Source organism: Ktedonobacter racemifer DSM 44963, from assembly GCF_000178855.1.
Classification (GTDB): domain Bacteria; phylum Chloroflexota; class Ktedonobacteria; order Ktedonobacterales; family Ktedonobacteraceae; genus Ktedonobacter; species Ktedonobacter racemifer.
This window is the reverse complement of sequence record NZ_ADVG01000005.1, coordinates 1066826-1082491: the sequence shown is the minus strand read 5'-3', so window position 1 is coordinate 1082491 and position 15666 is coordinate 1066826. Positions and strand designations below refer to the sequence as shown.

Here is a 15666-nt window from a genome sequence, read left to right as displayed (position 1 = left end):
GGTCCGGCGATTCATCCACGAGGCTGAAGACCTCGTGGTTTTCTCGCCACGCCTATATAAAGAAGAGGGGCGCGATTCTTTCGCGCCCCTCTTCTTTATTCCGCATTGAGATACTGAGCATAGAGTCGCGGATCAACATTGCCACCACTCACGACGCAGCAGACGCGTTTCCCCTCAAAGCGTCCTGACTCGTTTAAGAGTGCCCCCAGGGAGAGTGCGCCCGTGGGTTCCACCTTCAGATTTAGGTAACGGAAGCTATGGCGGAGTCCTGCCAGGATCGCTGTATCTGGCACCTCAAGGATGTCACTCATGCCCTGGCGCAAGATTTCCCAGTTAAGTTGGCCCAGGCTAAGCGTGCGTGCTCCATCGGCCACCGTCGTGGGTTCATCTGTATTGCTTATAAGCGTACCCTGATGTAGTGAGCGCGCGGCATCATTGCCTAATAAGGGTTCAGCCCCCAGAATCTCCGTTTCTTTCTGCAAATAGTCCCGGGCAATCACCAGGCCAGAACTCAGTCCGCCGCCGCCAACGGGTACCAGGATAACATCGGGATCAAGTGCCGCAAAGATCTCCATCCCGAGCGTCGAGTTGCCCGCGACAACGCGGAAGTCATCGTAGGCGGGGGCCTGGAAGGCCTCTGGATGTTGTTGCATTAACTGAGCCACACGCTTGGCCCGGCTGACCTGGCGCACGTCCACAAGATCAACGGTTCCGCCATAGGCGCGTACAGCCTCAATCTTCACCTGAGCTGAAGTTGTCGGCATAACAACGGTACAGGTTTTTCCAAGTAACTTGCTTGCATAGGCGACCGCCTGGCCAAAATTGCCTGAAGAGGCCGTAATCACATGCTGATGAGGGATGCTGGCGAGCAGGTTATAGGCTGCACGAAACTTAAAGCTGCCCGTGTACTGGAAGGTTTCGCTCACAATTGTCACTTCGCAGCGAACCTGTTGCGAGAGCGTAGGATCGGCTACAAAGAAGGTGGGGCGTAGAGCAGGAGGGAGGCGTTCCCAGACCTCGCCAAGATAGGCGCCCGTAAGCTGTGGCGCATGAGTATAGGTTAGCATAAGCATAACTCCCAAATAAAAGTATTCCTCTGTATTATATCACATCCGCATTTCTTATAGTCTTGAAAGGTTGCAGTATCAATAATAAGTAGGGTATGCTAAGCACCGCAGGTGCAAAGAAACAAAAGGAGTATCTTACAAACCCTTGCTTTTTAAGCAAATTTTGTACATAATGGACATTAGCCACGCAAAAATACTTTTTCTTGCTGAGGTATATTAGACCTAGATACTAACAAACGTTTGTTAGGGATATTGTGAAGGGAGCCATCCATGGTTGTCACGTCTGAGTATACGTCGCTGTTGCGTGTGCGTTTAAGCGCCCATGATGCCCATTACGGGGGACAACTGGTAAATGGGGCGCACATGCTATCTTTGTTTGGCGATGCCGCGACGGAACTGGCCATCCTCTGCGATGGGGACGAGGGGCTGCTGGTAAGTTATGAGCATGTGGAATTTCTCGCGCCGCTCTATGCAGGAGATTTTGTGGAGGTGAAAGGACGTGTATCGCATATCGGCAAGACATCTCGGCGCCTGGAATTTGAGGCGTATAAAGTAATCGTGGCTCGCCCCGACATCGGCGCCTCAGCGGCAGATGTGCTCATAGAACCACTCCTGGTAGGGCGGGCGGTAGGCACAACCGTCGTCAAAACAGAGAAGCAGAGGATATCTCATCATATTGCCCAGGTGTAAATTGCGGTCGCCGATTGGCTCATACGCATTTTTGCTGAGACAAACGTTCCATTCTCAAATTCTCTTGATGCGTCACTCCCGATCCATGCAGTACCCGCAGACGAAGCTGCTCAAAGCTCGCCCTGCCATACGCCTGCCTTTTGATCAGTTTCAGGCGATGGACCTGAGCTTCGGTTTGTCCATTGCTGTACGAGGTTTCAAGCGCACCATACACCGCATGGTAATCGCGATAGACGCCTACGGCCAGGCTGCGCAATTCGGGAATGCCACATGTCTCAGCCTCTTTGAGCCAGCGTGGTAGGACAGCAACTTGTCGCTGTGTGATCATGGCACGAAAATCCTGTGCTAGATGATACGCTCTTCCCAGCTCTTCATCTTCGACTCGGAGTGGCTCTAGTTGCCACCAGATTTGCCGCCATTTGAGTTTGCGCGGATTACAGACAAAGAGCCAAGCCGCTTGGTGGGCAGAAAGCGGCTTTTTGGAAACCCCGCAGGCAATCTGCTGTTTGCGCTGCTGATAGACATCTCTCCAGGCAGGCTCTCCACGACGCGATCTGAGATAGTCAAACACGATCGTATTGCTCCCTCGAAATCCTTGTTCTCGAATTTCTGCAATCAGATGGGTCACATTCTGTTGCCCTTCTGCAAACCGCTGATGAAGATAGTCTTTGTAGGGATCAAGCTTGCTCTTATGCCTGCTGGATCGAGCTTGTTCAAGAAACTCCGGAGCCTGGATGTAGCTATGAACTGTGTTCCGATTGAGCCCAACCAAGGTGGCAATCGCAGCCTGACTCATGCCTTGTTCATGCAGCTTGATCACCTCCTCATAGCGATTCTTGCGTCTGGCATGCCGTGCTTGTCGTTGCGCTTCGGTGGGCGTCAAGGGTTTTGGTTCGTCTTTTCCCTGCGCGTCAGGCTCGCTGCAATGGGAAGCTGTCCCCTTGTTCTGAGCCTGTTCTTTGGTCACTACCTGTTTGAGGATCTCATGTTTGCGCTCAAACAAGCGAACCATCGCACTGTGCAGGTTCACCAGGAGATGGAAGCGATCGGCGATTTGTTGAGCCTGTGGGGCTCCTTTTCTTGCCCCATCAGCATATGCTCCCGCTCGATCGCGGCTAATAACTTCTACACCAGGGTGATCCACCAACCACCTGGTCACTGTCTCCGCCTCCCTGTCAGGCAAAACATCAACGACCTTATGCGTTTCTTGGTCAATGAGTAGCGTCCCCCATCGGTGGCCCTTCTTCCACGCAAAATCGTCCAACCCTAAAATGCGAGGAGCGGTCACCACAGGCGGTTCGCTGCGTTGCATGAGTCGGAGCAACGTATCATGACTGGTTTCCATGTTGAGCAGTCTCGCGATCCGGGATCCAGCCTTGCCTCCCAGCGCAAAGGCCACCTCACACAGCACTGCAGCCTGCTGAACCGTTCGACGAGCATGGGCAGGCGCACAGACGGGGAGTCGTTCGGTAAAAATCGTGCGAGAGCACGCTGTATTCTCACACCAGAAGCGGCGGACCTGAACGAGCCAGCGGACCCGCTGCCCAGAGCATGGGAGATCGGCGAGAGTACGCACATAGCGCGAGTGAACCCGATCCGCAGCATGCCCACACACTGGGCAATGAGCCTCTTTTGAAGTCGTTTTTGCGGTAGCAGTGATTATCTTCGCCTCTTCATTCACTTCAACGTCGAGCAGAGCGAGGACGGTAGGATCAGGGAGCAACAAAACGCTTGCCATTGAGGTGGGACTCCTTTTATCCATTCCACAATTCAATCAGCAAGCCAGTATATCGCTCCCTCCTGTAAAAGGCTATTAAAAGTGCATAAACAAATCAGCACGAGGAAAAGTGGAACGTTTGTCTCAGCAAAAATGCGTATGAGCCCGCCGATTCAGCACGAATTCCGGTTCTGGCTAGGCGCGCTCTGCTAGCCCATGCTCAATGAGCCAGCAGAGCGCGCCTAGCCAGCATGGACAATGGCGTCGTTGTGCCAAATCCATGCAGCCCGATAAACTGCAATTATGCCGAAACCAAAACCGCGATTTACACCAGGAGAAGCGATGATTCTTAAAGCCAATAAAATTCTACTATTCACTATAGCGCTGCGCATAAAAACACCTGCCCCCTTAGCGCTAAGCAATATTTATCTCTGATATTTGTGGCCGATCCTACCCACATAGAGCATTTGTGCGTCACATGGCTCTTTTGAGGGAAATGAGGAGGAAGCATGATGAAACAAGATTTGACACTGGTTCTCATGGCAGGTATGCCTGGTACAGGCAAAACGACCCTGGCACTAGCACTCGGCCAAAGCTGGGGCTGGCCGGTCATTGACAAGGATAGCCTCAAATCACCTCTTTTAACTGGTGGCGTAGGTGCAGAACTCGCTGGGCCAGCTTCCTACACGCTGATGCTAGAGATAGCTCGAGATCTGCTGGTAAAGCAACATCTTTCGGTTATTCTCGATAGTCCAGGGCGCTTTCCCTTTGTGCTTGAACAGGTAAAAGAAATGACAGAGCGGGCTGAGGCGCGTTTGAAAATCATCCGATGTGAGGCTCCTCGGAAGTTACGCAATCTGCGTCTCATATCGCGTGAGACTCGACCTTCTCAATGGAGAGAAGACGCAGGACTCAGTGATGAAGAGGAACGAGAGATGTTTACTCACCTTCCAACAGAGACTCTGGTCTTAGATACGAGTTTTCCATTGGAAGACTGCTTGGCCTCGGCATATGCTTACCTGTACCAGGAAGAGGAACAAGTCAACAGTGAAGGCGCTCAGATGAGAATGCAGATGTGTAGTTTCCTTCTCAAAAGGCAACTGGCGGCAGTGGTGCTTGTCAATGAAACCAAGCAACTCTTATTGCAGTATCGAGGGCCTGATGCACCTACGTCTCCACATCAATGGAGCCTCATTGGAGGAGGAATTGAGCCAGGAGAAACGGCAGAGGAGGCCGCTTTGCGTGAAGTGAGAGAAGAAACAGGATTACATCTGCAAGAGCCCCTCGCCCAGCTTTGGCATGGCTTATTGCCTTCTGTTTCCCAACTAGCAGCCTACAATGAGTGGTTTGTTTTTCTTGCGCAGACACAAGCTCGTCAAAGTGATGTGTCTGTTGGTGAAGGAGACGCCATGATCTTCTTCCCACTCAGTCAAGTATTTCGGCTTGATTTGGCACCAAGTGCTCTCTACTTGCTCTCTCTGGCGTTCCTCGTAAGAGATTGACATCCTCCCCACGGCTAAAGCCGGGGGATTCCTCGAATCACTTCGAGGCTTTCCTGCTTCGTCGAGAACTGCCTGGTTTGGTTTTCACCGCACCAGGTCTTATGCTCTCTCCACAGGCATGGACCGTGAGTCCCACGGCAAGGATATTGTTTGCTGCATTGATGTCACGGTCGTGATGGACACCACATTCAGGGCAGGTCCATTCACGCACATCAAGCGTGAGAGCGTCGAGAAGATGACCGCACTTGAAACAGCGCTTACTGGAAGGGTACCACCGATCAATCTTGACCAGGGTTCGACCATACCAGTCGGCTTTGTATTCCAATTGGGACACAAACTCAGACCATCCGACATCGCTTATCGCTTTGGAGAGCTTCTCGTTCTTGACCATGTTTTTGACTACCAGCGACTCAACACAGATCGTTTGGTTTTCACGGATCAATCGTGTCGAGAGCTTGTGCAGGAAGTCACGGCGCCGATCAGCGATACGGGCATGAAGACGCGCTACCTTGAGACGTGCCTCGTCTCGATTCTTTGAGCCCTTTTTCTTCCTGGCATGACGACGTTGTGCTTTGGCAAGCTTCTTCTCATCTTTGTGAAAGAATTTGGGATTGCCCACGATCTCACCAGTCGAGAGAACCACAAAGGACTTCAAGCCAAGATCAGCACCAAGAGCATTCTCATTAGAGGGTAAATGTTCAATCTCATCTTCAGCTAGAATGCTGATAAAGTAGCGATCAGCACAGTCTTTGGTGATGGTCACACTCGAAGGAGTTATATCATCAGGAAGAGGACGCGACCAGCGAATATCAAGTGGCTCACTCATCTTAGCGAGTGTAAGAGCCCCATTGCGCCAGGTGAAGGCCGTGCCAGCATAGGTAGCAGATTGACGGTTGCTTTTCTTCTTGAAGGTAGGATACTCTGCGCGACCTTCAAAGAAATTGATGAAGGCTCTATCGAGGTTACGCAAGGATTGCTGCAAAGGAACGGATGCAACTGCAGAAAGCCATGAATACTCTTTCTGCTTTTTCAAGTCAGGGAGCAGAGCAGAAAGATCTTTGTAGTAGAGGCGTTGGTTGTCATTGTAGAAGGCATCCGTCTTCTTACGCAACGCCCAATTATAGACGAAACGAACACAACCAAAAGTACGAGCAAAAATCTGTTTCTGCTCGTCAGAGGGATAAAACCTGTACTTGTAGGCGCGTTTCTGTTTCACATTCTACATTTTAGCATATAGCATGTAGAAAGTCAAAAGAAAGGAACGGCGTCATTCATCCCCATAGCTAGAAGCAAGGGGTCCTCTGACGCCTAATTAGAGATAGAATCTGGAGAAGCCTCACTTAAGGACCGGCTTCGAACGTACATGAGAGGGAAGGGATTGATTACCCAGTTGTGGAATGTATGCCACGCCATTATCTTTGCCTCAAGCGCCTATTAGGTACGCACAAGCATCAAGCCTGAACACATAAATTATACATCAGAGCGGGGATTATATACTCGCTTCAGCACTCCTACCCTTCCAGCATTTAAGTAAAGAGTCATTCATCGAACAGATAGTGGCTAACCTCGCTTCCTAAAAAGAGTTTTCAACGGTTCTCAAAAAGAGAGGAGAATGGAGGCAAAGCGTGGCAATATGCCCAGAAAGGACATTCTCATAGACAGATGCGAAAAAACGTTCTATACTAGAAGAAATAAGGGGTTTTGACGTCTATCAGGAGCGGTGGGCAATGATTCGCGCGCATAAGATACGCCTCCATCCAAATGAAGAGCAGAAACGCTATTTTGTCAGAGCTGCAGGTGTTTCTCGCTTTACCTGGAACTGGGCACTTGCAGAATGGAACCGGCAGTATCAAGCGGGCGAGAAACCAACGGCCTTACAACTGAAGAAACAATTCAACCAGATCCGACGGCAAGAGTACCCCTGGACATGGGAGGTCACCAAGAATGCCTCTGATCAGCCATTCCTCGACCTGGCAAACGCCTGGACCGCTTATTTTGAAGGTTTGAAAAAGGGAAAAAAGACAGGTCAGCCCACATTCAAGAGCAAGAAGAAAAGCAAACTGAGTTTTTATCTGGCCAATGATCAATTCGAGCTTGGGGACCATCGCATGTGGATCGTGCGCCGTGTCGGTGCAGAGAGTAATACCTGTCACAGACAGGAGAGGTCGAGAGTGAAAACCTCTAGGAAAAGAGCTAACCCGGAGGGGAAACCCAAAGGCGACTGTAGCATGCTCATAAAGCGAGAAATATCAGAAGGCATGTATAATAGAGTCTCGCAAGTCCTGTGTGCATGAAGCCCCGCTAGGGGGAGAGGTGAAACTGGCCAATTGTTGAACCTACGTTTCCGTGCGATGAAATGCGCATCCATCCCACCATGCCCAAAGGGATGACACTGAGAATACATCATAGGGGATCCAGATGATGGAAACACTCTCTCCAGTGAGTAGCGGGTAATGAACCCGATAGGAAACAAACGGGCACCTAAACACACTCAACGTTCTCTTTGCGCAAAAGCGGGATCGCCTAAAAGACGCGAGTCTCATGGCGACGGAGTTGCCATAGTAGTGCGCCTTTGTGCCACAAATGTCTCCCTTACCCGTCGGGGTAAGCTCACTAGAGCAAGGTGAGTAACACAGCGACTTACCCGTTCTCATAGAGAGCGGGGACACCTTCACCCGAAAGGCGTGGGGGGGAAATAGCATGTCGTGTCAAAGGTGAGTGAAGCTCCAGTCCCAGGAGCCAGAGGCTCATCAGTGAAGCTGTATAGGGTGAAGTCTTGATTGGCTGAATTCAAGTCACGGCGGAAATGGAGCAGCCCACAGGAGAAGGGACTATCGCCTGTGTCCAACGTGTAGGGGAACGGTACTACTTTCCCTACAAGCTCTCGTTGGAGCCAGCCCTCACGGAGAGGGAAATGACGAAATGGGCACCTACGTACAGACTGAGACATTTGATGGAACTAAGGGATCGCCTAAACCCCGTAAGGGGCATGGTGACGGAGCGACCATACGAGTTGGGTATGTACCCAGCAAAGGGGTGCAGGAGGCCACACTCAAAAATGGTGGTTGACACGGATGTGTCAGAAGACCACTGTGGGAGTGGTGTTGAAAAGACACGGGCCTCTGGAGAGCTTAATGCATCGAAAGGGTGCACGTGGAGTTCGGAGGGGAGGGGTTGATGCTCCCGAGTAATCGGGACTTGGCCTCTTACCCTACCTCAAAGGCTTGGAGTAATGTCCGAGACATGGGGAAGGGCAACAGGTTATATGGGAGCGGAAAGGCAAGGGACGCGAAATGCGAAGAGCCAAACCTGAAAACTCCCAGAAGCTGGAGAGCCGGATGCTACGGAAACGGGCATGTCCGGTTCGGTGGGGGGCCGAGGGAAAAGGGCTGCCACAAGGCAATACCTCGCCCGCGGCCTACCCAACCCCAAACTTGGCTGGGTGAATATGGCAGAGAAGTTGCGCTTTGTGGGCAAGGTGACAGGTGCACGCATTACCAAAACGGCAGACTGGTGGTTTGTGTCGATTCAGGTCGAGCTCCCAGATGTGATCCCGGTGAAGAAACAGGCTGCTTGTGGCATCGATGTCGGACTGAACCGACTGGCAACCTTGAGTACGGGAGAGGGAGTCGAAAACCAAGCCTTCCTCAAAACAGCGCTCAAAAAGCTACGTCAGACGAACAAGCAGCTCCATCGCCGCACACTCGGCTCGAAAAACCGGGAGAAAGCACGCAGGCAGGTTGCACGCCTGCACTACCGAATCACCTGCATGAGAGATGATGTGCTCCACAAGCTGACCACCCGGCTCGCGAACTGCTATGGGATCATTGGCATTGAAGACCTCAACCGGAAGCGGGTTGCTGAAGAATCGTAAGCTCGCTCGTTCGTTCTCGGATGCGGCATTAGGCAAACTCTTGAACATGCTGAAGGCGAAGGTGGAGCAACGGGGTGGGCAAGTCATCAAGGTAAACCGTTTCTTTGCTTCCAGTAAAACCTGTCACGGTTGCGGCTGGAAGTGGGAAGACATGCAGCTCTCAGATCGGGTGTTTCTCTGTCAGAACCCGCACTGCGCGTATGCTCAATTCGAGCAGGATAGAGATTATAACGCCTCTCTGAATATCCTGGCGGAAGCCCTCCGCTTGATCGGGCTCATTGATCAAGCCGTCTCCGGTACTGGCTCGGACGAAGACGCAAACTTGGCTGTGGACGCGGGGTAAGACCAAAAATGTGCTGATCACATTGAGGCACCTACGGATGAAGCAGCAACAGCGAACGATGTGAGAGAGCTATGCTCGCATACGTTTTCCTACATTAATCGGAGCAGAAAGGGCCTGGATAAAACATTTCATCCAGACCCTTCGAATATCTAAGGCTATAGTGTCTGTCGAGTATTTACTCTACAGTTCAACCCAGACAGCACCCTTCTGTGAGCTCTCCACCGCTTTCACGATGAAGTTCAGGCCACGCAGGCCATCATAGACGGTGGGATAGCCACCCTGCGTCTGCTCACCTGACTCGACCCTGCGGATATCGGCGATCGCCAGGCGATAGATGTTGGCAAAGGCCTCGTAGAAGCCCTCGGGATGCCCGCCAGGAAGGCGCGAGAGTGCTTTGGATTCATCACTCATATACCCCTGGTTCGTACGCAGGATCTGCTGCGGTTGACCATGGGGTTTGAAGATGAGCGTATTTGGCTCCTGCTGGTGCCATTCCAGGCCCGCTTTTGTGCCATAAACACGAAGCGTCAGGTTGTTTTCCTCGCCAGCCGCGATCTGCGAGCAGGTCAGGAAGCCCTTGCCACCATTCTCCAGGCGCAGGAGCATGTTGGCATCATCGTCGAGGGCACGTCCCTCCACAAAGGTGGTCAGGTCGGCACAGAGCGAGGTGATCTTTAACCCGGTGATGAACTCCAGCAGGTTCTCGGCATGCGTTCCAATATCACCAACGCTACCCGCAATACCCGATTTCGTTGGATCCGTGCGCCAGGAAGCCTGCTTGTTCCCCTCTTTTTCGAGTGCGTCAAGGAGCCAGTCCTGGACATACTCCACGAGTACCTTGCGCACTTCACCTAGCGCCCCCTGGCGTACCAGGTCACGCGCGTGACGTACGGTGGGATACCCGGTATAGTTATGGGTGAGGGCGAAGACCAGCTGCTTCTCCTCCACCAGGGATACGAGCTGCTGCGCCTCCTCCAGGCTGAAGGTCATAGGCTTATCACAGACGACGTGAATGCCTTGCTCAAGGAAGGCTTTCACTACGGGAAAGTGCATATGGTTCGGCGTGGCAACAATCGCGAAATCAATGCCGTCGGTGCGCTGCGCCTCTGTGCGTGCCATCTCTTCATAACTATCGTATGAGCGTTGCAGGTACCAACTTGCCGCAGAGGCACGTGCACGCTCAGGATTAGTCGACATCGCGCCCGCGATGACCTCGGCCTGTCCGTCAAGCTCGGCGGCGATACGATGGACCGCGCCGATGAAGGACCCCTGGCCCCCGCCAACGATACCGGCTCGTAGCCTGCGATTGGCAACCTCTCTAGCCATCGTTTCTCTCTCCTTCTACCTACTACTTATCCGAAATCCTGAGCGCGGAACGCTCGTCATGAGAGTGACGTTGGATTTCGGAATAAGAACCTAGTCAAGACCCAGGATGCGACGATTGGTCGCGTCATCGGCCGCGCCACCAGCGAAGTCGTCGAAGGCTCTGGTGGGAGTATCGATCAGCATGCTCTTGATGAACTCTGCGCCCTCGCGTGCGCCCTGCTCAGAGTCCTTAATGCAGCACTCCCATTCAAGCACAGCCCAACTGGAGTAGCCGATCTGCGTGAGCTGGGAGAAGACGCGCTTGAAGTCAACCTGGCCATCTCCCAGGCTGCGGAAGCGACCAGGGCGATCCTGCCAGTCCTGGTAACCACCATAGACACCCGAGCGGGGCGAGGAATTAAACTCGGCGTCTTTGACATGGAAGGCCTTGATATGATCCTTGTAGTAGTCAATGTAGCCGACGTAATCGAGCTGCTGGAGCACGAAGTGCGAGGGATCATACAGGATATGCACGCGGGAATGATTCCCCGTCGCGGCCAGGAAGCGCTCGAAGGTAACGCCGTCATGGAGATCTTCGCCGGGATGGATTTCATAAGCGAGATCGATGCCATACTCATCGGCGACATTGAGAATAGGCTCCCAAAGCTTCGCCAGCTCTTTAAAGCCCAGCTCCACCAGGCCCTGGGGACGCTGTGGCCAGGGATACATAGTATGCCAGAGCAGCGCGCCGGAGAAGGTTGGCAGAACATCCAGGCCCAGGTTGCGCGAGGCCTTGATGGCTTTGATCATCTGCCCAGTTGCCCACTTCTGACGCTCCTTTGGATTGTTATGCAGCTCGGCAGGGGCAAAGGCATCAAACATGATATCGAAAGCAGGGTGAACTGCGACCAGTTGCCCAATTAAGTGCGTCGCAAGCTCGGTAATCGCCAGGCCATTGGTCTGACCCTTGAGATCCTCACAATATTGCTTTGACTCGGCGGCTTTGTCCAGGTCAATAAAATGCGCATCCCAGGCTGGAATCTGGACGCCTGCGTAGCCCAGGCCCTTTGCCCACTGGCTGATGTTTGCCAGGGTATTATAAGGCGCCGTATCCTGGGCAAACTGGGCAAGAAATATCGCAGGTCCTTTGATCTGTGACATTGATCGTTTCCCTCCTTTGGTTACTATCTTCTTATCCGAAATCCTGAGCGCGCTTGCCGTGCCACCTTCAGGTGGTCCCCAAATGGGGGGAGCGCTCGTCACGAGAGTGACGTTGGGTTTCGGAATAAGAACTATATAGTGATGGATAGCGTGGATGGCCTTTTTTTACCAGAGCTTGGGTCCAACTGGCAAGGGCAGAGGACGCTCACACTGGCTGCTAAGCTCAATGTGTTTCCCCTCATTAGAGGAATCGTGAATGGCTTGCATGATGTCAAGCACATGATAGGCCAGTTCGCCACTTGCGCGATGCGGGAAGCTGCCAGACTGGAGCGCATGCGCCATATCCGCGATACCGATTCCTCGAGAGTTGACGGTATTGCCATGCGTTAGCTCGACGTCTCTCCACTCCTTATCGTCAAAGCGACGTACGCGAACGGGGCCACCGAATGTATTTGGATCAGGAACGCTCAGTGTTCCCTCTGTCCCATAGATTTCAATAAGGGGCAGGCGATGTGACCAGACATCAAAGCTGGTAATAATCGTGCCAATCGCGCCGCTGGCAAAGTCCAGCGTTCCCGTCACATGGGTAGGCGTATTAACAGTGATCGTCTGTCCATAGAATGGCTGGCTGGTAATCTTGCGCTCTGGGAAGGTGATGCGAGTGGAGCCAGTGACGCGGCGCACGGGTCCCATCATGGCAATGAGCGCGGTCAGATAGTATGGACCCATATCAAACATGGGACCACCACCCAATTGATAATAAAAATCTGGATTGGGATGCCAGTTCTCCGGACCATGGCCCAGCATAAAGGCAGTGGATGCGATAGGCGCACCGATAGCTCCATCATCAATCAGTTTAATACATGTTTGAAGCCCCCCACCCAGGAAGGTATCTGGAGCGCACCCCACAAGCAACTTCTTCTCGCGCGCCTCTTCTAACAGCGCCGACGCCTCTGTGCGGTTGATGCCCAACGGCTTTTCGCTATAGGTCGATTTCCCTGCCGCGATGGCCGCCCGTGCAATCTCCGCATGGACTTTGGGAATCGTCAGGTTGAGTACAATATCGATCTCTGGATCTGCCAGTAATTCCTCGACCGTATAGACCTTGGGCACATGATATTTCGCGGCCTGGGCCTGAGCACGTTCAAGATCGATATCTGCGCATGCAGTGATGTTTAAAATATCAAATTTCTCTGGCGCCTCAAGATAGATAGAACTAATCGCGCCACAACCAATAATGCCTATGTTTACTTTTCCCAAGAACGGACCTCCGTCATGTATGTTACAGTCATACGCGTATCTTCGGCTTGATACGAGTCAACAAGGTGGGCTCTTGATGCCTCATGGCATATGAGAACTCTTACCCCCTTTGCCTTTTAAGTCTACAACATAGCCTTGCTTGATGGAAGGGGGAAAACTTCTCAGTCTGGTCTCAGACTTCTCTTAGTCAGGTATCAGTGTGCAGTGATATACTACTGTGGCGATACCCCTTTGCAAACTGGAGAAGAGAAGACAACGATGAAAGCACATTTACTGGTTGTTGATGATGATCCACGCATTACCGACTTATTGCGACGAATTCTGGCCTATGAAGGATACAGTGTTGCCGTCGCTACCAGTGGTGATGATGCGCTCAAGAGAACATTAGAGCGCGCGCCGGATCTTATCGTCTTAGATGTCATGCTTCCAGGACTCAATGGTCTGGAGGTCGTACAGCGTTTACGCGTAGCAGGAGATAATGTACCTATCTTACTGCTTACGGCACGCGATACCGTCGCGGACCGTGTGAAGGGGTTTGAGATTGGCGCTGATGATTATGTCGTCAAACCGTTTGCCCCCGAGGAACTGGTGGCGCGTATCAAGGCCTTGCTGAGAAGAAATCAGGTTGAGCGACACGAGATCTTGCACTATGCCGATGTGCAACTTGATACAGGAACACGTGTCGCTCACCGTGGACCCCGTGAAATAGAGCTCTCACCTACGGAATATGAGCTTCTGGCACTTTTCTTGCGTCGTCCACGCCAGGTATTGACAAGGGATGTCATCATGGATCGTGTCTGGGGACTGGACTTCGAGGGGTCATCCAATGTGCTTGAGGTATACATCGGCTACCTGCGAAACATGCTCGAAGCAGATGGCGAGGCGCGCCTGATTCACACCATTCGTGGTATTGGCTATGTCTTTAGAGAATAATAACACATCGCTACGCCAGCAGCAGGCTGAACACCTCGCTTCGTCCTTGCCTACCAGGCGCCCCCGATTGTTACGGCTGCGCTTGATTACCTGGTATGGAGGACTGGTCGCGGTTTCACTCCTCTTTTTTGGTGTGCTCGTTTTCCTGTTAACCTCACAGTCGCTCTCCAATAGCGTTGATGCATCACTGCGTGCCGAGGCAGGAGCTGCTCAGGCCAACATTCGTGCAGAACTCCTGCGCCATCAACGTTTGCATGCAGAGAGCGATTGGCCCACTCCCCTCTCGTTGAGTGTGATCGATACTCATAGCCTCTCTAAAGATACGCTAGGGATTACCGTCAAGGTCTTCGACCAGGCGCATCACTTACAATATGCCTCGAAGAACGAGCCTCTCAGTATCACGCCTACAGCAGTGATGTATCAACACGCCCTGCAAAATGCAGGCGATCCCCAACCATATACGGTATCTGGCCAGAATAAGGAATCTCTGCGCATTCTGGTTGAACCAATTCATAAACCCCAGGTCGCCCCAGGGGGCCAGCCGGGTCCCGTGATTGGCATGCTTCTGGTGGCCAGATCGCTCAGTCCAGAGGAGGCTACCAAAACCCAATTGCTCTTTCTCCTCTGTACCACGGGAGCGCTGGTGCTTATCACAGCGCTGGGCATCGGCTGGGGGATTACGACCAATGTCTTGCACCCGCTCTCCGATATGGTCAAGACCGCGCGTGATATCGCGAATGAGTCCCGTGGCGTGCATGTGGGCAATTTGCACCAGCGGGTCCAACGTCCGAAGGGGCATGATGAAATGGTCGAGGTCGTAGATACCTTTAATGAGATGCTGGCCGCCCTGGAGAAGGCTGCCACGGCCCAATATCGCTTTATTGCAGACGCTTCACACGAGTTGCGTGCCCCACTAACGACCATCCAGGGAAACCTGGCCTTTCTCCAGCGGCATAGCGATGAGCTGCCCGCCGAGGAGCGCAAAACAATGCTCCTGGATGCCCATAGCGAAACCCTGCGCCTCGCGCGCCTTGTCGACGAACTGCTCCTACTGGCGCGCGCGGACGTAAGCGCCGATACCATAACCACGTCTCCCCCTGTCGAGCACGAACAGAAATCTACAGTGGCAGCGCCACGTGGAAGCCTCCGTGAGCAACCAGTCGAGCTAGATCACTCCCTCTTGCAGCTGGTTCGTCAACTGCGTGGACGACTGGCTATGGATCAGTCGAGTTTCCAGCTCAAAGTGAGCCACATCGAGCCTGTGCGCGTCTATGGCAATGAAGAAAATCTCCGCCGGATCATGCTGATCCTGCTTGATAACGCGCTCAAATATGCACCTGCCAAGGAAAATGGGCATGGCGGTATCATTACCGTCTCGTTAGAGCGAAAAGGCCAGGAAGCCCTCCTCCAGGTGAGAGATAACGGAATCGGTATTGAACCTGGCGATCTTCCCCATATCTTCGAGCGCTTCTATCGCGCGGATCGCGCCCGCTCTCGGGAGGGCACTGGCTTAGGCCTGGCGATAGCATACACCCTGGTAGAGCAGCTGAATGGGCGCATTACCGCTGAGAGCCAGCCCGGAGAAGGCAGCACATTCTATGTCTGGCTCCCACTCGCTGTGTAGATCCAGGCTTCTTACCTGCGATTCAGCCTCCTCACAGCCCTGCCTTAGGCCCATATGTTACGTTGTTTTTGGGTAGTGAGTGTGGTGGATGCTGGCCGCCACAGGCAGCCAGCATCCACCACACTCACTACCCAGGCGAGCGCCGCAGGCGCGAGAAGTCACGCACAAAGCTGCATATGGGTTAATTATA

Annotated in this window: 10 protein-coding genes and 2 pseudogenes; 6 read left to right on the top strand and 6 right to left on the bottom strand. The window is 52.8% G+C overall.

Annotation, left to right across the window (positions count from 1 at the left end):
* Nucleotides 1-95: 95 nt before the first annotated feature.
* Nucleotides 96-1067 (bottom strand): threonine ammonia-lyase, encoded by a 972-nt coding sequence (locus tag KRAC_RS58755; RefSeq protein WP_007923240.1) that lies wholly within the window; start codon nt 1065-1067, stop codon nt 96-98.
* Nucleotides 1068-1337: 270 nt separating this feature from the next.
* Here KRAC_RS58755 and kal point away from each other — a divergent pair, with 270 nt between their 5' ends.
* Nucleotides 1338-1757 carry a 3-aminobutyryl-CoA ammonia lyase gene (kal, locus tag KRAC_RS58750; RefSeq protein WP_007923238.1) on the top strand — a complete coding sequence of 140 codons (420 nt, stop codon included), beginning with the start codon at nt 1338-1340 and terminating at the stop codon, nt 1755-1757.
* A gap of 19 nt (nt 1758-1776) precedes the next feature.
* Here kal and KRAC_RS58745 read toward each other — a convergent pair whose 3' ends face one another.
* The gene (locus KRAC_RS58745; protein WP_007923236.1) at nt 1777-3495 is read right to left on the bottom strand and encodes an ISL3 family transposase; all 1719 of its coding nucleotides are present in this window, start codon (nt 3493-3495) and stop codon (nt 1777-1779) included.
* A gap of 488 nt (nt 3496-3983) precedes the next feature.
* Between KRAC_RS58745 and KRAC_RS70095 the strand changes: the two genes are divergently transcribed.
* Nucleotides 3984-4976, top strand: coding sequence for an NUDIX domain-containing protein (locus KRAC_RS70095; RefSeq protein WP_083815288.1), 993 nt, complete (start codon nt 3984-3986; stop codon nt 4974-4976).
* Between the two features lie 37 nt (nt 4977-5013).
* Here KRAC_RS70095 and tnpB read toward each other — a convergent pair whose 3' ends face one another.
* On the bottom strand, nt 5014-6192 hold the full coding sequence (gene tnpB, locus KRAC_RS58735; RefSeq protein WP_007923231.1) for an IS200/IS605 family element RNA-guided endonuclease TnpB: 1179 nt from the start codon (nt 6190-6192) through the stop codon (nt 5014-5016).
* A gap of 511 nt (nt 6193-6703) precedes the next feature.
* Here tnpB and KRAC_RS58730 point away from each other — a divergent pair.
* Nucleotides 6704-7093, top strand: a pseudogene (locus tag KRAC_RS58730) (helix-turn-helix domain-containing protein); the annotation flags it as partial.
* A 1310-nt stretch (nt 7094-8403) separates the two neighbouring features.
* Nucleotides 8404-9193 (top strand): annotated as a pseudogene (locus tag KRAC_RS68725) (RNA-guided endonuclease InsQ/TnpB family protein); the annotation flags it as partial.
* 180 nt (nt 9194-9373) lie between these two features.
* On the opposite strand, the gene KRAC_RS58720 reads toward KRAC_RS68725, so the two are convergent.
* The 3 genes from KRAC_RS58720 to KRAC_RS58710 all read right to left on the bottom strand — a co-directional run bounded on the left by KRAC_RS58720 (nt 9374) and on the right by KRAC_RS58710 (nt 12919).
* The gene (locus KRAC_RS58720; protein WP_007923229.1) at nt 9374-10519 is read right to left on the bottom strand and encodes a Gfo/Idh/MocA family protein; all 1146 of its coding nucleotides are present in this window, start codon (nt 10517-10519) and stop codon (nt 9374-9376) included.
* A 90-nt stretch (nt 10520-10609) separates the two neighbouring features.
* Complete coding sequence (locus KRAC_RS58715; protein ID WP_007923227.1) at nt 10610-11659, bottom strand: sugar phosphate isomerase/epimerase family protein; 1050 nt, start codon at nt 11657-11659, stop codon at nt 10610-10612.
* Between the two features lie 165 nt (nt 11660-11824).
* On the bottom strand, nt 11825-12919 hold the full coding sequence (locus KRAC_RS58710) for a Gfo/Idh/MocA family protein (RefSeq protein ID WP_007923225.1): 1095 nt from the start codon (nt 12917-12919) through the stop codon (nt 11825-11827).
* Between the two features lie 258 nt (nt 12920-13177).
* Here KRAC_RS58710 and KRAC_RS58705 point away from each other — a divergent pair, with 258 nt between their 5' ends.
* Nucleotides 13178-13852 (top strand): response regulator transcription factor, encoded by a 675-nt coding sequence (locus KRAC_RS58705; RefSeq protein WP_007923223.1) that lies wholly within the window; start codon nt 13178-13180, stop codon nt 13850-13852.
* A complete protein-coding gene (locus tag KRAC_RS64780) occupies nt 13836-15476 on the top strand; it encodes a sensor histidine kinase (RefSeq protein ID WP_007923221.1) in 1641 nt (546 codons plus the stop codon). Before KRAC_RS58705 ends, KRAC_RS64780 begins: the two co-directional genes overlap by 17 nt.
* The last annotated feature ends 190 nt before the right edge of the window (nt 15477-15666 follow it).